Here is a 21307-nt window from a genome sequence, read left to right as displayed (position 1 = left end):
TCAGTCGACGGGTCTACCCGGAGCAGCCAGCAGCACGCACGGCGCGGCGCGGCGATTCGGGCTCCCGCGCGCGGTAGCGGCGGTCGCAGGCGGCCAGCACGGCGCCGACACTCATCAGCACGAAGCCGCCCCAGACCCACAGGATCATGGGCTTGTACTGCAGCCGCAGCCCCCAGGCACGCGGCCCCACCGGCTCGCCCATCGCGACATAGATGTCGCGCCAGGCGGAGCTGGCGATCGCCGGCACCGACACCGTCATGTCCTGCGCCCGGTAGCGCCGGCTCTCGGGCTTCAGGACGGCGAGCACCTCGCCGCCGTGCATCAGCGTCAGGTGCGCCCGTGCTCCCCCGTGGTTGTGAGCCTGGAAGGACTCCAGGGCATCGAGCCTGAGCCGGTAGGCGCCGACCTGCGCCACCTGCCCCACGGCCAGCGGCACCTCGCGCTCGATCTGGAAGCCTTTCACCACCGTCACGCCGAGGATGAAAACGCCCACGCCCAGGTGCGCCAGCTGCATGCCCCAGAAGCGAAGGGAGCGAGGCCCCGCCGGCTGTTTCAGCCACCCCAGCGGCACCGTGCACAGCACCCACGCGGCCAGGAAAAAACCGATCCCGAGCAAGCCGCCCGGTCGGCCCAGCGCCATCGCGAGCAGCGCGGTCGCCACGCTGGCCAGCACAGCCCATCGCAGACGCCGCGTCAACTCCGGCAGCCGGCTGCCCTGCCAGCGCGCGAGCGGCCCGACGCCCATCAGGAACACGGCCGGCGCAAGCAAGGGCAGCAGCACCGCCTCGAAATACGGCGGCCCGACGGAGATCTTGCCCAGCCCCAGCGCATCCAGCGCCATCGGGTACAAGGTGGCCAGCAGCACCGAGGCGGTGGCCACCGAGAACAGCAGGGTGTTGCTCAGGAGCAGCGCTTCGCGCGAGACCAGCGCAAAGGGCCGGCCGCCGCCGATGCGCGGCGCCCGTGCCGCGTACAGCCACAGCGCGCTGCCCAGGCTGGCGCCCAGCAGGGCCAGGATGAACACCCCGCGGCGCGGATCGGTGGCGAAGGCGTGCACCGAGGTGATGGCCCCCGAGCGAACGATGAAGGTCCCGATCAGGCTGAGGCCGAAACAGCCGATCGCCAGCAGCAGGACCCAGCGCTTGAAATGTTCGCGGGCCTCGGCCGCCGCCAGGGCATGCAGCAGGGCCAGACCGGCCAGCCAGGGCAGCAGGGAGGCGTTTTCGACCGGGTCCCAGAACCACCAGCCGCCCCATCCCAGCACCCGGTAGGCCCAGGAGCTGCCCAGCACGATGCCCAGGGTCAAGGCGGCCCAGGCGCTCAGGACCCAGGGACGCAGCCAGCGCAGCCACGCCGGCGGCAGCTGCCCCGACCAGAGCGCGGCGACGGCGAAGGCAAAGGGCACCGCAAAGCCCACATAACCGAGGTAGAGCGCAGGCGGGTGGAAGACCATGCCCGGGTCCTGCAGCAAGGCGTTCAGGTCGCGGCCGTCCGCCGCTGCCGGCATCAGCCGCAGGAAGGGGTTGGAACTCCCCAGGACAAACAGCAGCAGGCCGACCGAGATCCAGCCCAGCACGCCCAGCACGCGCCCCGCCATCGGGGCCGGCAGCCCGGGCACCCGCAGGGCGACCGCCGCGGTCCAGCCCGCCAGCGTCAGCAGCCACAGCAGCATCGAGCCTTCATGGCTGCCCCACAGCGCCGCCAGGCGATAGGCGAGCGGCAAGGTGGAATGGCTGTGCGAAGCGACATAACGCACCGAGAAGTCATGGACTGCGAAACTCCAGGCCAGCGCCGCGGCGGCCAGCAGGGTCAGCGCGAACAGCAGCGCAGCAGCCCGCCGGGCCACGCTCAGCGACAGTGCCGCATCGTGCGGGCGGCTCAGCATCGGCAGCAGGCCCAGCGTCAGGCCCACGCAGAGAGCCAGGATGAGGGCGAAGTGGCCCAGCTCGGGAATCATCGCAAGCCCACCCAGGCGGGCCGGCCGGCGGCGCCCTCGGCGCCCGTGGGGGGCGCGTAGTTCTCGTCGTGTTTGGCCAGCACTTCGCGGGCGTGGAAGACGCCGTCGGCGCCCAGGCGGCCGGCCGCCACGACCCCCTTGTCCTCGCGGAACAGGTCGGGCAGCAGGCCCTGGTAGACCACCGGCACCCGGTGTTCGGCATCGGCCACCACGAATCTCACCTTCAGGCTGCCCGCGTCGCGGCGCACCGAGCCGCGCTCGACCCGCCCACCGATGCGGAAGCTGGCCTGCGCCAGCGGCCGCCCGGCCTTGAGATCGGCCGGCGTGTAGAAAAACACCAGGTTGTCCCGCAGCGCCAGCAGCACCAGCGCGGCGGTGAGGGCCAGCAAGCCGCCGACCGCCAGGCCGAGCAGCAGCCGACGCCTGCGCCCCCTCAGCACGAAGAGCCCTCGCCGCGCGCGGCCGTCGCCCGCCGCGCCCGCCGGTACAGGGCGACCGCCTCGCCGACGAGCAGCACCAGCGCGGCCCCGTAGCTGCCCCACACATAAGGCCCCTGGCCGCCCATCTGCAGGAACAAGTGCCAGTCGATGTTCATGAACGCCCTCCTTTCCAGGCCGCGGCAGGCCCGGGGACCTCGGAGCGGACCTGCCACCGTTGTTGCATCCAGCGTGTGCCGGCCTCGCGCTCCACGATCAGACAGCGCACCCGCACCAGGGTCGTGGCCACCGCGTGGCACCAGCACGCAAGCACCATGGCGAGCAGCGCCGCCAGCATGCCGGGCGCGAGTCGCGCCCCGCCGGAGAAGGACAGGCTGGCGCCCTGGTGCAAGGTGTTCCACCACACCACCGAGAAGTAGATGACGGGCAGGTTGACGATGCCGGCCAGGGCCAGCAGCCCCGCGGCCCGCTCGCCCCGCTCGCGCTCGTCGAAGGCGTCGTGCAGCGCGAGGAAACCCAGGTAGAGGCACAGCAGGATGAGCTGGGAACTGAGCCGCGCATCCCAGACCCACCAGGTGCCCCAGGTCGGCTTGCCCCAGACGGCACCGCTGAACAAGGCGATCACGCAATACAGCAGGCCGGTGGGCGCCAGGGCGCGCGCCATCATCGACGACAGCCGGGTGCGCAGCACCAGTCCCAGCCCCGCGTAGACGGCCAGAAGGAAGTAGAGAAACATCGACATCCAGGCCGCCGGCACGTGCAGGTAGAGCAGCCGGTACACCTCCCCCTGCTGGGCATCCGAGGGGGCGACGAAAAACGCCAGGTAGAGGCCGACCGCCGCGCTCGCCAGGCCGGCCACCGCAAAGGCGGGCCACAGCCGTCCCGCCAAGGGGTAAAAAACCGCCGGCGATGCGTAACGCCAGAGCTTCATTCGATCCCCATGCGCAAAGCCGCGCTGACCGCGAGGGGCCCGAGCGCCAGGCTGAAGGTGGTGCTGGCCGCCAGCAGCAGGAGGGCCGGCCCCGCCGCCCCCTGGGCCGCGCTGACGCCGAACAGCAGCACCGGAACACACCAGGGCAACACCAGCAGGGCCAGCAGCAGGCCCCCTGCGCGGGCCCCCAGCGACAGCGCGGCACCGAGCGCCGCGAGCACGCACAGCGCCGGCGTGCCCAGCAGCAGCGAGGCCGACAGCCAGCCCAGCTGCACCGCTGAAAGATCGTAGAACAGGGCCAGCACCGGCGCAGCCGCGAGCAGGGGCAGGCCGACCGCGACCCAATGCGCGGCCAGCACGCCGGCCACCGCCATGCCGGTCGATCCGGGGCCCAGCAGCACCTGCTCCAGCACGCCATTGCCTGCATCCTCGGTGAACAGCCGGAGGCTGCCGAGCGTGATCGCCAGCAGCGCCGCGACCCATGCCGCCGCGGGCGCGAGCGTGGGACGGGCCTCGGGGGCCGGCATCAAGGCCAGCGGAAACAGTGCGGCCACGATGAGGAAAAACGCCAGCGCCGCCGCCGTGTCGATACGCTGGCGCCAGGCCAGCCGGACGCCGCGCCGCAGCATCAGCCAGAAGGGGCCGTCCAGCCGCGACCTCAGCGGGGGCCGGGCAAGGACAGGCGCTGCATCGAGTCGGTGTGCAACCATGCGTCGGTGTGACAGCTGAGCACGGCGAGGCCGCCGGCGAAAAGATGGCGCTCCAGCAGCGCCTTGAAGCCCGCGCGTGCCGCCGCATCGAGCGCGGCCAGCGGCTCGTCGAGAATCCACAGGCGTTTGCGCGTGAGGCCGAAGCGCGCCAGTGCCGCGCGCCGCCGCTGCCCCTGGGACAGACAGCGCACCGGGACGGCCCGCTGCTCCTGCAGGCCAGCCGCTTCCAGCGCCGCGTCGATGGCGCGCGGCGCTTGTGTTTCCCCACCGAGGGCCAGCGCGCAACGCAGGTTGTCGGCCGGACCCAGGTCCTCGTGCAGGGCGTCGCGGTGCCCCAGGAAGGCCAGTTCCTCACGCAGCGACTCGCTCGCCGAGGGCAAGGCGCGCCCGCGCCACAGCACCCGCCCGGCAACCGCCGGACGCAGGCCGCAGAGCGTGCGCAGCAGGGTGGTCTTGCCGCTGCCGTTGCCGCCCTCGACGAGCAGGGCCGCACCGCCGCGCAGCTCGAAGCTCAGCGGCGGGGAGAGGCAGCGATCGCCCCGCACCAGGGTCAGCCCGTCGACGCTCAGCATCAGTGCACCCCCGACATGTCGGGCAGGCGGTGCGCGATGCCCTTGTGGCAGTCGATGCAGGTCTTCTCGCCGCTGGCCAGGTACTTCGAATGCGCGTCGGCCGCCCGCTTGCTTTGCCGCGTGAAGTCCATGTAGGCGAACTCGTGGCAGTTGCGGCATTCCAGCGAGTCGTTGGCCTTCATGCGCTTCCACTCGTTCTGCGCCAGCAGCAGCCGGTGTTCGGCGAACTTCTCCGGCGTGTCGATGCTGCCGAAGATCTTGCCCCACACCTCTTTCGACGCCTGCATCTTGCGGGCCATCTTGGAGGTCCAGTCGTGCGGCACATGGCAGTCGGAGCACTTGGCGCGCACCCCGCTGCGGTTGGTGAAGTGGATGGTGCCCTGCAGCTCCTGGTAGACGTTGTCGCGCATTTCGTGGCAGCCGATGCAGAAGCGCTCGGTGTTGGTCAGCTCCAGCACGGTGTTGAAGCCGCCCCAGAACAGGATGCCGGCGATGAACCCGGCGATGGTCAGGAAACCGAGGCTGAAGTAGCGGCTCGGACGCCAGAGCACGACCCAGTAGCGGCGTGGCAGCTTGAACATCGGGCGCCTCCTGTCAGCCTAGTTTTTGCGCTTGCGCGACGCGGCGGGTGCCGCCGGCGGCGAGTTCAGCAGCGTGTCCACGTCGATGAAGCGGTTCTCCACCAGCGGGTTCAGCTGCGCCTGCGGCACGTGGCACTGCAGGCAGAAGTAGCGCCGTGGCGACAGCTCGGCCAGGAAGTTGCCGTCCCGGTCCATGAAGTGCGTGACGCTGATCATCGGCGCCTGGCTCTCCTGGGTCTTGGCCCGGGAGTGGCAGAACATGCAGCGGTTGGCGTTCTTGTCGAGCTGGTAGCCGTCGATCTTGTGCGGTACCACCGGGGGCTGCATTGCGTAGTTGCGGGTGCGGCGCACGTCGCTGTTGTCGGTGTTGGCGATCTGCGGCGGGACCGTCGTCTGGTCGATCGGGGCGCCTCGCATGCGGTCGGTGGTATCGACAGCCAGCGCCGGTGCCCCGAGCGAGGCGGCCAGCAAAACAGCGAGCAGGGGCAGTCTCATGTCGGCACTCCTACACCTTTCGGATGGCGATCGCGCACTTCTTGAAGTCCGTCTGCAGCGAGATCGGGCAGGTCGCATCCAGGGTGACCTTGTTGATCAGCTGGCTGGCATCGAACCAAGGCACGAAGACCAGCCCGCGCGGCGGCTTGTTGCGCCCGCGCGTCTCCACCCGGGTGCGCATGGAGCCGCGCCGCGACACCAGCTCCACCGTGTCGCCGCGCCGCACGTTCAGCGCCTTGGCATCCTCGGGATGCAGGTAGCAGACCGCGTTGGGAAAGGCGCGGTACAGCTCCGGCACGCGCCGCGTCATCGAGCCGGAATGCCAATGCTCCAGCACCCGGCCCGTGCACAGCCAGTACGGGAACTGCGCATCGGGCTCCTCTGCCGCCGGCTCGTAGGGCAAGGCGTAGATCACGGCCTTGCCGTCGGGGTGCCCGTAGAAGCGCACGCCCTCCCCTGCCTTCACATAGGGGTCGTAGCCCTCGCGGTAGCGCCAGAGGGTCTCGCGGCCGTTGACCACCGGCCACCTCAGGCCACGCTCGCGGTGGTAAGTGTCGAAAGGCGCCAGGTCGTGGCCGTGGCCGCGGCCGAACTGGGCGTATTCCTCGAACAGGCCCTTCTGCACGTAGAAGCCGAAGGACTTGGCGTCGTCGTTGTCGTAGGACGCATCCATCTGCGCCAGGGGGAAGGCATCGACGCTGCCGTTGCGGAAAAGCACCTGGTAGAGCGTCTTGCCCCGGTACTCCGGCTTCTGGTCCAGCAAGGCCTTGGGCCAGACTTCCTCCATTTTGAAGCGCTTGGAGAACTCCATCAGTTGCCAGAGGTCCGAGCGGGCCTCGCCGGGCGGCTTGACCAGCTGGTGCCAGAACTGCGTGCGCCGCTCCGCGTTGCCGTAGGCGCCCTCCTTCTCCACCCACATCGCCGCGGGCAGGATCAGGTCGGCCGCCATGGTGGTGACGGTCGGGTAGGCGTCGGAGACGACGATGAAGTTGGCCGGGTTGCGGTAGCCCGGCAGCGCCTCCTCGAGGATGTTGGGCGCGGCCTGCATGTTGTTGTTGACCTGCACCCAGTAGGCGTTGAGCTTGCCGTCCTTGAGCATGCGGTTCTGCAGCACCGCGTGGTAGCCCGGCTTTTCGGGCACGGTGCCCGGCGGCAGCTTCCAGATGTGCTCGGCCTCGGCCCGGTGTTTGGGGTTGGTGACCACCATGTCGGCCGGCAAGCGGTGCGAGAAGGTGCCGACCTCGCGCGCCGTGCCGCAGGCCGAGGGCTGGCCGGTGAGCGAGAACGGGCCGGTGCCGGGGCGCGAGATCTTGCCGGTCAGCAGGTGCAGGTTGTAAAGCAGGTTGCTGCACCAGGTGCCGCGGGTGTGCTGGTTGAAGCCCATCGTGAAGAAGGACACCAGCTTGACCTTGGGGTCGGCATACAGCTGCGCCAGCCGCTCCAGCCTTTCCTTCGGCACCCGCGTCATCTCCGCGACGTTGTCGAGGTCGAAGTCGCTGACGAACTTGGCGTACTCCTCGAAGGTGGCCGGGCGCGCGCCGCCCGGCTCGGCCCAGTTTTTCGCCTTGCGCTGCAAGGGGTGCTCCGGACGCAGCCCGTAGCCGATGTCCGTGTTGCCGATCACGAAGCGCGTGTGCTTGTTGACGAAGTCCCGGTCGACCGCCTTGTTCTTGATGATGTAGTGGGCGATGTAATTGAGGATGGCCAGGTCGGTCTGGGGCCGGAAGGTGAGCGCCAGGTCGGCCAGGTCGTAGCAGCGGTGCTCGAACACCGACAGCACCGCCACCTTCACGTGCGGCGCGGAGAGGCGGCGGTCGGTCACGCGGGTCCAGAGGATGGGGTGCATCTCGGCCATGTTGGAGCCCCACAGCACGAAGGCGTCGGCCTGCTCGATGTCGTCGTAGCAGCCCATCGGCTCGTCCATGCCGAAGGTGCGCATGAAGCCGGCCACCGCCGAGGCCATGCAGTGGCGCGCGTTGGGGTCGATGTTGTTGCTGCGGAAGCCCGCCTTGAACAGCTTGAGGGCCGCGTAGCCTTCCCAGATCGTCCACTGGCCGGAGCCGAACATGCCGACGGCCGTCGGCCCCTTCTCGCGCAGCACCTTCTTGAACTGCTCCGCCATCACGTCGAAGGCCTGGTCCCAGGACACCGGCTCGAACTCGCCGTTCTTGTCGTAGCGGCCGTTTTTCATGCGCAGCAGCGGCCGCGTGAGCCGGTCCTCGCCGTACATGATCTTGGACAGGAAATAACCCTTGACGCAGTTGATGCCGCGGTTGACCTCGGCATTGATGTCGCCGTGGGTGGCGACCACCCGGCCATCCTTCACCGCGACGTTGACGCCGCAGCCGACGCCACAGAAGCGGCACGGCGCCTTGGACCACTGGAGCTGTGTCCGCGAGGCGTCGGTGACGATGTTGGCGGCCTCCGCCCCCAGGGGCAGGCCGGCGGCGGCGGCGGTCGTGGTCGCGGCAGTCCTGCGGATAAAGTCGCGGCGTGTCGTCATCGGTCGATCTCCTCGAGGGTCTCGAGCATGGAGGTGGCGGATTCAGCGTGCTGGTAGACCAGCGCCACGTTGAGCACGCCGGGAACATTGCGGATCTCGTCGAGCGCCGAGACGATGTCGCGGGCCGAGCTGCCCTCCAGCACGACGACCAGGCGTCCGTCGGGTGTCGCTTGGACCAGCTCGGCGCAAGAGAAGGCGACAAGGGCGTCGCACACGGAAGGAAGCTGCGGCAGCCGGGCGTGAACGAGGGCGCCCGCAATGTGGATCTCTTCGCCGGGGTCGCAGCGGCCGGGGTCGGCGCTCATCCGGGCAGGTCCCCGGTGATCAGCTGGTACATCCAGACCAGGAAGCCGTACCCGCCCACCACCATGACGGCGAGGACGGGCGCGGTGACCACGGTGAGGAACAGGAAGGTGCGCAGCTCTTCCTGTCGCGTCGAAGGTGGGTGTTCGTCGGGTGGTTGCAAGCACGTCTCCTCTGCGACGTCGTCTGCTCGACGGCCGTCGCCTTTGCTTCGCTTGACGGCAAGGCCATCTGGCTCGAGGGCAAGGCCTCGGCTGAAAGGCAGCAGTGTTCGTGCCCGGGGTCGCGCGCCTGCCTGGGGCCGCGGAAGATCGCGCAACCACGCTGTCGCGTTCATGAAAACTTTTCCGAGTTTGGAAAGATCTGCAGGAGATGGCACATGACTGCGTGACGCTGGAGCTTGCGTTGGATCAAAGCGCCGACCGGCAAAGCTGTCTTCAATATGCACCTATGGCCGCTGCCCCTGCAGCGTTCCCTCGACCCCTATTGCCGGAATCACCGACCCATGTCACAAGCTCCTCAAGCGACCCTCGACGTGCGCCCCCTGCTGCCGCGCGACCGCCACGCCCGCATCTTCCAGACGCTGGACCGCCTCACGCCGGGCGGCGCGCTGGAACTGCTCAACGACCACGATCCGATCCCGCTCTACCACCACCTGCAGGCGCAATACCCCGGCCGCTACAGCTGGCAGGTCCTCGAGCAGGGCCCGGACGTGTGGCGCGTGCGGATCGGGCGGCAGGACAGCGGCAGCAACTGCTGCGGCGGCTGCTGCCACTGAACGCCGCGCCGGGCGGCACGTGCCTCGACGCCGCCGCCCGGCACGCCCGGACACCGCAGAGACCGGCATGCCCTGGCCCGCTTTTTTCGATACGGTGCCCAAGCTGAGGATCCACGATCCTCTCGCCGAGCTGCTGGGCAGCCCGGACGACGGCATCCTGGAGTTCGGCTACGCCGACGCCGTCCGGCTGGCCGGGCACTCCTGCCCCACCGTGGCCGCCGCCTACTGGATCACCCTGCGTGCGCTGCACGTGCTATATCCCGAACAGTTGCCGGTGCGCGGCGGCGTGCGCGTCGATTTCCGCGACGGCCTGCGCGACGGCGTCAACGGTGTCGTCGCCAGCGTCGTGCAACTGCTGACCGGAGCCGCCGGCGACACCGGCTTCAAAGGGATCCGCGGCAGACACGTCCGCATGGGCCTGCAGCGCTACACGCCGGGCCTGCCCCTGACGCTGCGCTTCACGCGGCTGGACAACCGCCACGCCGTCGACGCACTCGCCAATCTCTCGCTGCTGCCCGAGCCCGCCGGTCTCACGCAGTTGCTGCAACGCTGCGCCGACGGGTCCGCCTCCACGGCGGAACGGGCACAGCTCCAGCAGCTGTGGCAGGCCCGGGTGGCGGGGCTGCTCGGCGAGCTGGCCCACAACGACGGCATCTTCGCCATCCGCCCGGTTCACCGGCCTGGAGGCAGGCAGACGCACGCCTCGCTCGCCTCGTCCGGCGGCCGCCTTTTCCTCGACACGATCCTTTGAGCCGGTGCAAGCGGCAAAGCCGGCCAGGCCGGCTGCGCGCATGAAAAACGGGCCGCCTGCCATTCGGCAGGCGGCCCGTCTTGCCTCAGCTCAAGACCAACGCGCGGCAGGCACCGCCCGCGCACGGGCGGCTGGCTCGCGGCGCAGCAGCCGCAGCGCATACACCGCCAGCATCGCAGCGCCACCGGCGAACACCAGGTCGCCAGGCACCCGGAGCCAGACCAGCGTGCGCATCAGCGCCGACTGCACGATCTCCGGGGAACGGGCGTACCACAGACCCTCCGAGACGCTGGCCCAGGCCTGGTAGATGCCGGCCGGCAGCAGCGACATGAACACCATCATCGCGAGGCCGATGTTCAAGCCCCAGAAGGCGGGCTTGAGCAGGCGATCGGCATGCAGCGAGTGGGCGTACAGGCCGCGCAGGCAGAACAGCAGCAGGCCGATGCCCAGCATGCCGTAGACACCGAACAGCGCCGCGTGGCCGTGCGCCGGGGTCAGGTTGAGGCCCTGCACGTAGTACAGCGAGGCGGGCGGGTTGATCGCGAAGCCCAGCAGTCCGGCGCCCACGGTGTTCCAGAAACCGACCGCGACAAAACACAGGATGGGCCACTTGTAGGCCGCCACCCAGGGCGCGGCCTTGCTGCGCTGGTAGGTCTGCCATCCTTCCAGGCCGATCAGCGTGAGCGGCACCACCTCCAGCGCCGAGAACACGGCGCCGACCGCGACCACGGCCGTCGGCGTGCCGGTGAAGTACAGGTGGTGCAGCGTGCCGAGGATGCCGCCGAACAGGAACACGATGGTCTCGGCCACGATGGCACGGTTGGCGCTTTGCGCGCGCACCAGCCCCAGGCGGGTGAAGATCAGCGCAATCACGGCGGTGGCGAAGACCTCGAAGAAGCCTTCCACCCAGAGGTGCACCAGCCACCAGCGCCAGTACTCGATCATCGAGTAGTGGGTGCGCTGGCCCCAGGTCAGCGAGGTGGCGTAGAACCCGCCGATGCAGGCGGCCGACAGCAGCACCATGGCGAGGATGCCGCGCGTCTCGGACGGGCGGCGCAGCGCCGGCCACAGGGCCCGCGCAACCAGCACCAGCCAGAACAGCAGGCCGACGAACAGCAGGATCTGCCACACCCGGCCCATGCTGGTGAACTCCAGGCCCTGATTGCCGATCCAGAAGCTGAAGTCGGTGCCCTGGCGCTGCATATGGCCCAGCCACGAGGTGGCGGTGGAGCCGGCAACGATCAGGATCAGCGCCCAGAACAAAACGTCCACGCCCAGGCGCTGCAGCTTGGGCTCATGGCCCGACAGCAGCGGCGCGATGTAGAGCCCGGTGGCCAGCCAGGCGGTGGCGATCCAGAAGATGCCCAGCTGGGTGTGCGCCGTGCGGCTCACCACATAGGGCAGCACCGAGGCGAGCGGCAGGCCGAAAAAGGCCTCGCCCTCGACGGCATAGTGGGCCGTCACGACCCCCATGCCGATCTGCACCAGGATCAGGCCGATCACCGCGAAGAAGTACTTGCGGGTGGCTTTCATCGACGCCGTCGGCTGCACGCCGAACAGCGGATCGGCCTGGGGCGGCGCGCCTTCGGGCGCGTCGCGATGGGCACCGTGCAGCCACAGCATCACCGCGATGCCGGCCAGCAGCAGCACCACGCTGACGATGGACCACATCGCCGCCGAGGTGCCCATGGTGTTGCCCACCAGCGGCTCGTGCGGCCAGTTGCTGGTGTAGGACAGGCCGGTCTCGCCCGGCCGGTCGGTCGCCGCCGCCCAGCTCGACCAGAAGAAAAACGCCGTCAGCGCCTGGCGGTCGGCCGCCTCGGGCAGGGCGTCCCGCTCCATGGCGTATTGCTCGCGCAGGGTTTGCAGCCGCGGGTCGCTGCCGAACAGCGCCTCGATGTGGCGGGCTGTCTCGCGGATCGCGTCGGCGCGCTCGGGCGAGACGGTCACCGTGCCGCCTGCCTCCTTATAAGTGTTGGTGCGCATCTGCGCCTTCACGGAGGCATCGACGGCGCCCTGCTGTGCCGCGCCGAGCGCCGCGTAGGAGCGTTGGTAAAACACCGAGGCCAGCCGCTCGCGCAGCGCAACGGCCTCACGGTGCAGCCAGTCGGCCGACCAGTCGGGCGCGACATAGCTGCCGTGGCCCCAGACGCTGCCCAGCTGCTGGCCGCCCGCAGACAGCCAGACCTGCTGGCCGCGCTGCACCTGCTCGCCGGTGTAGAGGGTGTCGCCCTCGGCCGTCACCACCGCGGAGGGGATGGGCGGCTTCGCCAAATAGATCTCCCAGCCGAGGTAGCCGAGAACGGAAAACGACAGGATGAAGGTGATGGCCAGCCATCGCCATAAATTGCGTGCAGGTCTCATGGTCGTGGGCACGGCGCTCGCGCACCGCGGCTGTTAAAGGTGCATTCATGCTGCACCTTCAACGCCGGTCCCCTTTTGATCCAAGGCAAACAAGAGCGGGAACGGGTCGGCCTCGCTCGCTGCGGCACCTCGCTTGAGCCAGGTCAAACCGCGGCGCCGGCCAAATCTGCAAACTGGCTGCACCTTCTGAAGCCGCACCGCCGTGAAACTCAGCACCTTCACCGACTACAGCCTGCGGGTCCTGCTCTACCTGGCGACACGGCCGCAGCGGCGCGCCACCATCGCCGAGATCGGCGCTGCCTTCGCGATCTCCGAGCACCACCTCACCAAGGTGGTCCACTTCCTCGCGAAACAGGGCTGGCTGGCGAGTGTGCGTGGCCGGGGCGGTGGCCTGACGCTGGGCCGGCCGGCCTCGGACATCGTGGTCGGCCACGTGGTGCGCGACACCGAAGGCCCGATCCGTCCCGCCGAGTGTTTCGACGAGACCCGCAACCACTGCTGCCTGGCGCCGGTGTGCCAGCTGCGCGACGTGATGGGCGAAGCGGTCGCCGCCTTTCACGCGGTGCTCGACCGCTACACCTTGCAGGACTTGGTCGGCGACCGGGCCGCGCTGTCGCAAGTCCTGTTTCCCGCAGGGAGGGCCGAGACATGAGCCTCATCATCGATACCGACGACACCCAACCCTTCCCCTATCTCGGCGAGGAGGCGCTGCGCTTGCCCATCACCGCGGCGCTGCGCAAGGTGGTGGACCCGGAGGTCGCGCTGTCCATCGTGGACGTCGGGCTGATCTACCAGGTGGCGGTCGCCGAGCGGCGCGTGCATGTGCTGATGACCATGACCTCGGCCGCCTGCCCGGTGGCCGACGAGATCATGGACGACGTCGAACGCCAGCTCGACGTCGTGGTGCCGGCCGACTACCGCATCGAGCTCGAGCTGTGCTGGGAACCGCCCTGGACCCCCGAGCGCATCACCCCGCAGGGCCAGCGCCTGATGGGATGGTGAGCATGGCGGCACCCCGGCTCGCGCGCCCTGCCCTGGCCTTGGCCCTGGCCAGCCTGGTGGCCGGCGTGCTGGGCGGACTGCTGCGGCTGGGATGGAGCCTGCCGGGCGCCGCCGGCAGCGCGGCCGTGGGGCCGTCGGCCGTCGCGCATGCCGCGCTGATGATCGGCAGTTTTTTCGGCACCGTGATCGGCATCGAGCGGGCCGTCGCACTCAAGCGGGCTGTGGCCTTCCTGGCGCCGCTGGCGGCCGGGCTGGGCGGCGCCGCCAACGTGCTGGGCCTGGCGCGCGTGGCGGACATGAGCTTGCTGCTCGCCTCGCTGCTGTTCGTGGCGGTCAACGTGGCGGTGGTGCGGCGCCAATGGGCCGCTCACACCCTGCTGCTGCTGCTCGGCGCCCTCGCCTGGCTGGCCGGTGCCCTCTGGCAGTGGCTGCGCCCGGGCGACCCCGGCACGCTCGCCTGGGGTTTCGCCTTCCTGGTGCTGACCATCGCCGCCGAGCGGCTGGAGATGACCCGCCTGATGCGCCGCCGCGCCGGCGCCCGGCCCCTGTTGTTCAGCGTCCTGGCCGCGCTGCTGGGCGGCGCCGCTCTCGGCATTGCGCGGCCCGGCGCCGGGGGCGTGCTCTACGGCGTGTCGCTGGTCGCGCTGGCGGCCTGGCTGATGGCCTTCGACATCGCCCGGCGCACCGTGCGCACCGGGGGCCTGCCGCGCTACATGGCGGTGTGCCTGCTGGCCGGCTATGCCTGGCTGGCGGTCGGCGGCCTGGCCTGGGCCGCGACCGCGCTCGGCCACCCCGGCGCCCGCGACACCGCGCTGCATGCGGTCGGCCTGGGCTTCGTCTTCAGCATGGTGATGGGCCACGCGCCGGTGATCCTGCCCGCCGTGGCCCGCGTGAAGCTGGCCTTCGGCCGCGCGTTTTACCTGCCGCTGGCGGCGCTGCATGGCTCGCTGCTGCTGCGGCTGGCCGGCGGCGCGCACGATCCGGCCTGGCGCACGCTGGGCGCCGCCCTCAACGCCGGGTCGATGCTGCTGTTCTTTTTCCTCCTTGCCGGTGCCGCGCTCGCGTGGCGCTTGCGCCACCCTGACGCACCCGTCTCACGGGTCCGACGTTCATGAAACCCCTGGCGCCCTTCCTGCACATCGATGAACCGCCACTGCCCGCGGCCCCCCGGGGCATCGCGCTGTGGCAGCTCGGCTTCCGTCCCTTCTACCTGCTGGCCAGCGGCTTCGCGGCGCTGTCGATCGCCCTGTGGGGCGCACAAAGCGCCGGCTGGCTGCCATGGGCCTACCTGCGAGGCCCGGCCTGGCATGCGCACGAGATGCTGTTCGGCTTCACGCTGGCGGTGGTGGTGGGGTTCCTGTTCACCGCGGGGCGCAACTGGTCCGGCCAGCCCACGCCCAGCGGGCCCGCGCTGATGGCGCTGGCCGCGCTCTGGGTCGCGGCGCGCGTGCTCGTGCTCACGCCTTTCGGCCTGGCCGCCGCGCTCGCCAACCTGGCCTTCGTCGCGGGCAGCGCCTGGGGCCTGGCGCGCGCCTTGTGGGCCGGACGCAACCGGCGCAACTACTTTTTCGTCGGGCTGCTGGCGCTGCTGGGCCTGGCGTCGCTTGCGGTGCACCTGTCGCAGTTCGGCTGGATCGGCCTGCCGCCCTGGGCCGGCCTGCAGCTCGGGCTGGACCTGACGCTGTTCATCCTGGCGGTGATGGGCGGGCGGGTGATTCCGATGTTCACCAACAACGGCGTGCCGGGGGCGTCGGCCCAGCGGCATCGCTGGGTGGAGCGTGTCGCGCTGGGCAGCGTCATCGCCCTGACCGCCGCCGATCTCTCCGGCCTGGCCGGCTGGGCCTCGGTCTCGCTGCTGGTGCTGGCGGCGCTCGCCCACGCGGTGCGGCTGCTGCTGTGGCAGCCGTGGCGCACCTGGCACACCCCACTGGTGTGGGTGCTGCACGCGGCCTACCTGTGGATCCCGCTGCACCTCGCGCTGCGCGCTGCCGCGGCCGCCGGTGCGGTGCCGGCCACGCTCGCGACCCATGCGCTCACCGTCGGCGCCATCGGCGGCCTGGTGATCGGCATGATGACGCGCACCGCGCGCGGCCACACCGCCCGGCCGCTGCGGGCCGACCGCTGGGACGTCGCGGCCTACGTGCTGGTGCTGTCGTCCGCGCTGCTGCGCGTGGGGCTGCCGCTGGCGGCACCCACTCGCTACGTCGAGGCGATTGCCGGCTCCGCCGCGCTGTGGTCGCTGGGCTTCGCGCTGTACGCCTGGCACTACGGCCCGATGCTGCTGCGTCCGCGCCTGGACGGCAAACCCGGCTGAGCTCAGGCATTGGCCGCCAGCCCCTCCTCCAGCACCAGGCGGCCCACTTCGTCATAGGCGGACCGCAGCGCCTGCTCCAGCACCTCGCTGCCCCGCAGGCTGCCCCACAGCACGGGATCGCGGACGAAAGCAGCCAGCGGATCGGGCGCCTCGAAGATCGCGCGCACCGAACCGGGGTCCATCGCCTGGTCCTGGTACTCGTACGGCAGTTCGCCTTTGTGCCACAACTGCAGCACCGCGAAAAACAGCGCCGGCAGGCGGGCCGTCTTCGCGAAGGAGTGCCCGCTGCGCAGCCTGTCCTGCAGGGTCGGCACGATAAAGCCGGGCAGCTTGGAGTAGCCGTCCATCGCGACCCGCTGGTTGGTGTCGAGCAGATAGGGGTTGCTGAACCGCTCGAGCACGGTGTCCCGGTACAGGGCGAGCGGGATGGGGCTGGGATGCAGCGCGGGGATCACGTCCTCGGTCACGTACTCGAAGGCCATGCGGCGCACGCCGGCACGCCTCACACCTTCATGGATGTAGCGGTCGCCGAGCAAGGTGCCCGCCCAGGCGATGCAGCTGTGCGAGGCGTTGAGGATGCGGATCTTCGCCTCCTCGTAGGGGTGTACCGAGTCGACCAGTTCGACGCCCACGCTGGCCCAGTCGGGGCGGCCGCCGAAAAAATGGTCCTCGACGACCCACTGCAGGTAGCGCTCGGCCATCACCGGCACGGCATCGCGCCGGCCGGTCGCCGCCTCGACCCGTTGGGCCACCTCCCGGGACGGCCGCGGCGTGATCCGGTCGACCATGCTGTTGGGGCAGGTGGTGTGGGACGCGACCCAGTCCATCAGATCCAGCTCGCCGCGACGCTCCAGGAACTGCAGCAGGCCGAGGCGCACCTTGTCGCCGTTGCAACGCAGGTTGTCGCAGTTCAGCAGGGTCACGCCACCGCTGCCCTTGGCCCGCCGTTGTTTCAGGATGGCGGCCAGCGCGCCGTAGAGGGTGCGCGGGTTCCCGCCTTCGAGGTCGCCGAGCAGGTCGGGGTGGCCCTCCTCCAGCAGCCCCGAGGGCTTCAGGTAGTAGCCGGCCTCGGTCACGGTGAAGGAGATGATGCGGGTGCCGGCGTCGCTGCCGACCTCGATCACCTCGGTCAGCCTTGGCTCGAAGGCCAGCACCCGATCGATCGCGGTGATGAGCCGGTACTCGCGGGCGCCCGAGGGGTCCACGGTTTCCAGCGTGTAGGCCCCCTGTTGCGCCTGCAGGGCAGCCACGGTCGTCGCGCCGTCGGGGCGCAGCTCGCCGCTCACCAGCCGCCAGGAGCGGTCGCCGCGGTCGGCGAGCGCCTGCATGTAGACGGCCTGGTGGGCGCGGTGGAAGGCACCGACGCCGAGGTGGAGGATGGTGAACGGCAGGCCGCGGGTGGGAGGAGACATGGGCATGGGCTAAGGGCGTGGAGGGTCGGGAGAAAGGGACGGCTCAGACACCGGGACGCGCCGCCCGGCCCTGGGCGTCGAAGTAATGCAGCGCCTCCAGGTCCAGGTCGATCGCGATTTCTTCGCCGGGGCGCAAGGTGGTGCGGTCGGACTGGCGTGCCACCAGCTGGCGCCCCCGGGCCTCGGTGTAGATCAGCGTGTCGGCGCCCAGCGCCTCGACCAGTTCCACCCGGGCCGGGATGCGGCCGCCATCGCGGGCGCGCACATGGACCGCCTCGGGCCGGATGCCGAAGTAGCCGTCCCGCGGCACCGGGCCGGACAGCGCGGCACAGACCTCGGGCAGGTCCTGGGTCGCCAACACGTTCATCTTCGGCGTGCCGATGAACTGCGCGACGAACTGGTTGGCGGGCCGGTCGTAGAGCTCTAGCGGCGAACCGACCTGCTCGATCGCCCCGTCGCGCAGCACCACCACACGGTCGGCCAGCGTCATCGCCTCGACCTGGTCGTGGGTGACGTAGATCGTGGTCGCGCCGAGCTCGCGGTGCAGCTTGGCGATCTCGACCCGGGTCTGTCCGCGCAGCGCGGCATCGAGGTTGGACAGCGGCTCGTCGAACAGGAACACCTTGGGCGCCCGGACGATGGCCCGCCCGATCGCCACGCGCTGCCTTTGACCGCCCGACAGCTCACGCGGTGTGCGGTGCAGGCAGGCCGTGAGGTTGAGGATGGACGCCGCCCGTTCCACCTTCTCCTTGATCTTCGCCGCCGGCTCGCCGGCGAGCTTGAGCGCGAAGGACATGTTGTCGAACACGCTCATGTGCGGGTACAGCGCATAAGACTGGAACACCATCGCCAGATCGCGCTTGGACGACGGCGTCGCCGTGATGTCGCGGTCCTGCAGCAGCAGCTGGCCGCCGTCGATGGCCTCCAGCCCGGCGATCAACCGCAGCAGCGTCGACTTGCCGCAGCCGGACGGGCCGACGAACACGATGAACTCGCCGCGCGCGATGTTCAGGTCGACACCTTTGATGGCGCGGTGCGGGCCGAAGAACTTCTCGATGCCGCGCAGTTGGAGAAATGACATGCGATGCTCCTCGATGGTCTTTACTTGACGGCGCCGAAGGTGAGGCCCTGGACCAGCTGCTTCTGGCTGAACCAGCCGAACACGACGATGGGCGCGATGACCATCACGGAGGCCGCGGACAACTTGCTCCAGAACAGGCCCTCGGGGCTGGAGTAGGAAGCGATCAGGGTCGCCAGCGTCCCGGCATTCGCCGAGCTGAGGTTCAGCGACCAGAAGGCCTCGTTCCAGGACAGCACCAGACACAGCAGCCCGGTCGAGGCGATCCCGCCGGTGGCAAGCGGCAGAACGATGTGGCGGAACTCCTCGAACACGGTCGCGCCGTCCATGCGCGCGGCCTCCAGGATGTCCGGCGGGATGTCCTTGAAACACGCATACAGCATCCACACCATGATGGGCAGGTTGGAGAGCGTGAAGACGACCACGAGGGCGGTCCGCGTGTCGAGCAGGCCGGCCGTCTGGGCCATCACGTAGACCGGCACCAGCGCTCCCACCGCGGGCATCATCTTGGTCGACAGCATCCACATCAGGATGTCCTTGCTGCGCGGCGTGCGAAAGAAGGCCATCGAGTAGGCCGCCGGCGCCGCGATCAGCAGGCCCAGCACGGTCGAGACCACGCTCGTGACCAGCGAGTTGGTGGCGTACAGCACATAGTCGCTGCGCTGCTGCACCTCGGCGTAGTTCTCCAGCGTGGGAGCGACGAGGAGCTGCGGCGGCACCGCGATGGCCTGCAGCTCGGTCTTGAACGAGGTCAGCAGCAGCCACAACAGCGGGAAAAACAGCAGCAGCGCCACGCTCCAGGCGCCGGTGGTTCTCAGGAGGATGGGCCATCGGTTCATGCGCAATGCCTCTCTTTTCAGCGGTCCAGGTTCTTGCCGACGATGCGGATCAGGAACACCGCGGCGATGTTGGCAAGCAGCACCGCGAACAGGGCCCCCGCGGACGCCACGCCGACGTCGAAGTTCATCAGCGCCTGCGTGAAGATCAGGAAGGCCACGTTGGTGCTCGCTGTGCCCGGGCCGCCGCTGGTGGTCGTGTAGATCTCGGCGAAAACGCTCATCAGGAAGATCATCTCGATCATCACCACGACCGCGACCGGCCGTGCCAGGTGTGGCAGCACCAGGTACCAGAAACGCTGCAGCGCGTTGGCGCCGTCCATGCGCGCGGCCTCCATCTGCTCCCGGTCCAGCGACTGCAGCGAGGTCATGAAGATCAGGAAGGCGAAGGGCAGCCACTGCCAGGCCACCATCACGATGACCGACAGCAGCGGGTGGTCGGTCAGCCAGTCGACCGGCTCGGCGCCGAACCACCGGGCGAGCTGCGCGAGCACGCCGTAGATCGGGTTCATCATCATGTGCTTCCACAGCAGCGCGTTGACCGTGGGCATCACGAAAAAGGGGGAGATCAACAGCACGCGCACGACACCACGACCCGGAAACGGCTCGTTCACCAGGACCGCGATTGCCACGCCCAGCACCACCGTGATGGCGATCACCGAGCCGAGCAGCAGCAAGGTGTTGACGATGGCCGGCCCGAAGGCCGGATCGGTGGCGAAAAACTCGAAGTTCTGCAGCCCGACGAAACCATGCTCGCCCGGCTGCATGAGGTTGTAGCGCACCGCCGAGAAGTAGAGCGTCATCGCCAGCGGCACGATCATCCACAGCAGCAGCGTCAGCACGGCAGGCGCCATCAGCAGGCGCGGGACCACGCGGCGCCGGTCGGCGCCCGGGGCGGGCGCCGACCCGGCGAGGTCCTGCCCGGGGGACACGGCGGCCGCCGCGGCAGCGGAGGCCTGTGCGCTCATTTGTAGTAACCCGCCTTCCTCATTTCACGCTCGGCGGCGGCCTGGGCCACTTCCAGCGCCTTGTCGACCGTGACCTTGCCCGCCAGCGCCGCGCTCATCTGCTGACCCACCGCGACGCCGATGGCCTGGAACTCGGGGATCGCCGCGAACTGCACTCCGACATAGGGCGACTTCGGCAGGGTGCTGTCGCTCGGATTGGTCGAGAAGATGGCCTTGCGCTCGGCCTCGGCGAACGACGCGGCCTTGAGGAAGTCCGGGTTCGCATAGGTCGATTGCCGGGTGCCGGTGGGCACGCGCGCCCAGCCGGACTCCTTGGCCACCAGCTGGATGTAGTCCCGCGAGGTGGCCCAACGGACGAACTTCTGCGCCTCCTCGACCTTCTTCGAGCCGACCGGGATGCCCAGCGCCCACGCCCACAGCCAGTTGGCGCCCTTGGGCGTGACGGCGGTGGGCGCCTGCGCGAAGGCCACCTTGCCGGCCACCTTGCTCTGTTTCGGATCGGAGACGAAGGAAGCCGCGATGCTGGCGTCGACCCACATGCCGCACTTGCCCTCGTTGAACAGCGCGAGGTTCTCGTTGAAGCTGTTGGCCGACGCACCGGGCGGCCCGTACTTCTTCATCAGGTCCACGTAAAACGTGATGGCGTTTTTCCAGGGCTCGGAGGTGAGCTGCGGTTTCCAGGACATGTCGAACCACTGCCCGCCGAAGGTATTGACCATCGTCGTGATCAAGGCCATGTTGTCGCCCCACCCCGGCTTGCCGCGCAGGCAGATGCCGTAGACGCCGCTTTTCGGGTCGTGGATCTTGGCGGCCGCCTGGCGCACCTGTTCCCAGGTGGGCGGGTCGGACAGGCTGATGCCGGCCTTCTGCATCAGGTCGCTGCGGTACAAGAGCATCGAGCTCTCGCCGTAAAACGGCGCGGCATAGAGCTGGCCGTTCAGCGACAGGCCCGAGGCGATGGGCGGAAGGATGTCTTCCGGCGCATAGGCCGGGTCCGCCTTGATCGGTACCAGCCAGCCCCTTTTCGCCCAGATCGGCGTCTCGTACAGGCCGATGGTCATGACATCGAACTGCCCGCCCTTGGTGGCGATGTCGGTGGTCACGCGCTGGCGCAGCACGCCCTCTTCCAGCGTGACCCACTTCAGCCTGATGCCCGGGTTGGCCTGCTCGAACTGCTTCGAGAGCTTCTGCATCTCGATCATGTGCCCGTTGTTCACGGTGGCGACGACCAGCTCGCCGGCCTGCGCGGCGGCCATGGCCGCCATGCCGGCGACGATCGTTATGGAAGCCTTGAGCTTCATGGCAAGTCTCCTTC

Annotated in this window: 23 protein-coding genes; 6 read left to right on the top strand and 17 right to left on the bottom strand. The window is 69.5% G+C overall.

Translation table 11 applies throughout. The features are described from left to right. Positions 1–13 precede the first annotated feature (13 nt). From OOT46_RS08620 to napE, 11 genes are read right to left on the bottom strand one after another with little or no spacing between them, the layout of a single operon-like run. Positions 14–1957, bottom strand: a complete 1944-nt coding sequence (locus OOT46_RS08620; protein WP_265403180.1) for a heme lyase CcmF/NrfE family subunit — start codon at positions 1955–1957, stop codon at positions 14–16. Next, positions 1954–2394 (bottom strand): cytochrome c maturation protein CcmE, encoded by a 441-nt coding sequence (gene ccmE, locus OOT46_RS08615; protein WP_265403192.1) that lies wholly within the window; start codon positions 2392–2394, stop codon positions 1954–1956. The genes OOT46_RS08620 and ccmE overlap by 4 nt, the downstream gene beginning before the upstream one ends. Further along, positions 2391–2552, bottom strand: a complete 162-nt coding sequence (gene ccmD, locus OOT46_RS08610) for a heme exporter protein CcmD (protein WP_265403179.1) — start codon at positions 2550–2552, stop codon at positions 2391–2393. The genes ccmE and ccmD overlap by 4 nt, the downstream gene beginning before the upstream one ends. After that, the gene (gene ccmC / locus OOT46_RS08605; RefSeq protein WP_265403178.1) at positions 2549–3325 is read right to left on the bottom strand and encodes a heme ABC transporter permease CcmC; all 777 of its coding nucleotides are present in this window, start codon (positions 3323–3325) and stop codon (positions 2549–2551) included. Before ccmC ends, ccmD begins: the two co-directional genes overlap by 4 nt. Beyond that, positions 3322–4035, bottom strand: a complete 714-nt coding sequence (gene ccmB / locus OOT46_RS08600; RefSeq protein WP_265403177.1) for a heme exporter protein CcmB — start codon at positions 4033–4035, stop codon at positions 3322–3324. Before ccmB ends, ccmC begins: the two co-directional genes overlap by 4 nt. Beyond that, positions 3984–4607 carry a cytochrome c biogenesis heme-transporting ATPase CcmA gene (gene ccmA / locus OOT46_RS08595; RefSeq protein ID WP_265403176.1) on the bottom strand — a complete coding sequence of 208 codons (624 nt, stop codon included), beginning with the start codon at positions 4605–4607 and terminating at the stop codon, positions 3984–3986. The genes ccmB and ccmA overlap by 52 nt, the downstream gene beginning before the upstream one ends. Further along, entirely contained in the window at positions 4607–5188 is a 582-nt protein-coding gene (locus OOT46_RS08590; RefSeq protein WP_265403175.1) for a cytochrome c3 family protein, read from the bottom strand. Before OOT46_RS08590 ends, ccmA begins: the two co-directional genes overlap by 1 nt. Positions 5189–5206: 18 nt before the next feature. Then, positions 5207–5683, bottom strand: coding sequence for a nitrate reductase cytochrome c-type subunit (locus OOT46_RS08585; RefSeq protein ID WP_265403174.1), 477 nt, complete (start codon positions 5681–5683; stop codon positions 5207–5209). 10 nt (positions 5684–5693) lie between these two features. Then, positions 5694–8186 carry a periplasmic nitrate reductase subunit alpha gene (napA, locus tag OOT46_RS08580; protein WP_265403173.1) on the bottom strand — a complete coding sequence of 831 codons (2493 nt, stop codon included), beginning with the start codon at positions 8184–8186 and terminating at the stop codon, positions 5694–5696. Further along, the gene (locus OOT46_RS08575; RefSeq protein ID WP_265403172.1) at positions 8183–8491 is read right to left on the bottom strand and encodes a chaperone NapD; all 309 of its coding nucleotides are present in this window, start codon (positions 8489–8491) and stop codon (positions 8183–8185) included. Before OOT46_RS08575 ends, napA begins: the two co-directional genes overlap by 4 nt. Next, entirely contained in the window at positions 8488–8652 is a 165-nt protein-coding gene (gene napE / locus OOT46_RS08570; protein ID WP_265403171.1) for a periplasmic nitrate reductase, NapE protein, read from the bottom strand. The genes OOT46_RS08575 and napE overlap by 4 nt, the downstream gene beginning before the upstream one ends. Before the next feature lie 342 nt (positions 8653–8994). Between napE and OOT46_RS08565 the strand changes: the two genes are divergently transcribed. Both OOT46_RS08565 and OOT46_RS08560 read left to right on the top strand, forming a co-directional pair. Then, complete coding sequence (locus tag OOT46_RS08565) at positions 8995–9267, top strand: DUF2249 domain-containing protein (RefSeq protein WP_265403170.1); 273 nt, start codon at positions 8995–8997, stop codon at positions 9265–9267. A gap of 67 nt (positions 9268–9334) precedes the next feature. Then, positions 9335–10018: a hypothetical protein gene (locus OOT46_RS08560; protein WP_265403169.1), complete on the top strand. Its 684-nt coding sequence runs from the start codon at positions 9335–9337 to the stop codon at positions 10016–10018. Between the two features lie 90 nt (positions 10019–10108). Here the strand turns inward: OOT46_RS08560 and OOT46_RS08555 are convergent, their stop codons facing one another. Further along, positions 10109–12382, bottom strand: a complete 2274-nt coding sequence (locus OOT46_RS08555; protein ID WP_265403168.1) for a nitric-oxide reductase large subunit — start codon at positions 12380–12382, stop codon at positions 10109–10111. Positions 12383–12584: 202 nt separating this feature from the next. Between OOT46_RS08555 and OOT46_RS08550 the strand changes: the two genes are divergently transcribed. The 4 genes from OOT46_RS08550 to OOT46_RS08535 are packed head-to-tail and all read left to right on the top strand — an operon-like array spanning position 12585 to position 15698. Beyond that, positions 12585–13034, top strand: a complete 450-nt coding sequence (locus OOT46_RS08550) for an RrF2 family transcriptional regulator (protein ID WP_265403167.1) — start codon at positions 12585–12587, stop codon at positions 13032–13034. After that, a complete protein-coding gene (locus OOT46_RS08545) occupies positions 13031–13384 on the top strand; it encodes a metal-sulfur cluster assembly factor (RefSeq protein ID WP_265403166.1) in 354 nt (117 codons plus the stop codon). Before OOT46_RS08550 ends, OOT46_RS08545 begins: the two co-directional genes overlap by 4 nt. Before the next feature lie 2 nt (positions 13385–13386). Next, positions 13387–14499, top strand: a complete 1113-nt coding sequence (locus tag OOT46_RS08540; protein ID WP_265403165.1) for a hypothetical protein — start codon at positions 13387–13389, stop codon at positions 14497–14499. Then, the gene (locus OOT46_RS08535; RefSeq protein WP_265403164.1) at positions 14496–15698 is read left to right on the top strand and encodes an NnrS family protein; all 1203 of its coding nucleotides are present in this window, start codon (positions 14496–14498) and stop codon (positions 15696–15698) included. The genes OOT46_RS08540 and OOT46_RS08535 overlap by 4 nt, the downstream gene beginning before the upstream one ends. A gap of 2 nt (positions 15699–15700) precedes the next feature. On the opposite strand, the gene dalD is transcribed toward OOT46_RS08535, so the two are convergent. The 5 genes from dalD to OOT46_RS08510 all read right to left on the bottom strand — a co-directional run bounded on the left by dalD (position 15701) and on the right by OOT46_RS08510 (position 21293). Beyond that, positions 15701–17110: a D-arabinitol 4-dehydrogenase gene (gene dalD / locus OOT46_RS08530; protein WP_265403163.1), complete on the bottom strand. Its 1410-nt coding sequence runs from the start codon at positions 17108–17110 to the stop codon at positions 15701–15703. Between the two features lie 43 nt (positions 17111–17153). Next, positions 17154–18191: an ABC transporter ATP-binding protein gene (locus OOT46_RS08525; protein WP_265403162.1), complete on the bottom strand. Its 1038-nt coding sequence runs from the start codon at positions 18189–18191 to the stop codon at positions 17154–17156. A 20-nt stretch (positions 18192–18211) separates the two neighbouring features. Beyond that, a complete protein-coding gene (locus tag OOT46_RS08520; protein WP_265403161.1) occupies positions 18212–19027 on the bottom strand; it encodes a carbohydrate ABC transporter permease in 816 nt (271 codons plus the stop codon). A 17-nt stretch (positions 19028–19044) separates the two neighbouring features. Then, complete coding sequence (locus tag OOT46_RS08515) at positions 19045–19878, bottom strand: carbohydrate ABC transporter permease (protein ID WP_265403191.1); 834 nt, start codon at positions 19876–19878, stop codon at positions 19045–19047. Positions 19879–19988: 110 nt separating this feature from the next. Next, complete coding sequence (locus tag OOT46_RS08510; protein WP_265403160.1) at positions 19989–21293, bottom strand: ABC transporter substrate-binding protein; 1305 nt, start codon at positions 21291–21293, stop codon at positions 19989–19991. Positions 21294–21307 lie beyond the last annotated feature (14 nt).

Origin of the sequence: Aquabacterium sp. A7-Y (assembly GCF_026153205.1) — a bacterium.
In the GTDB taxonomy this organism is placed as follows: Bacteria; Pseudomonadota; Gammaproteobacteria; order Burkholderiales; family Burkholderiaceae_C; genus Caldimonas.
The sequence above is the reverse complement of the archived record's forward strand: the minus strand, read 5'-3'. Positions and strand labels throughout refer to the sequence as shown.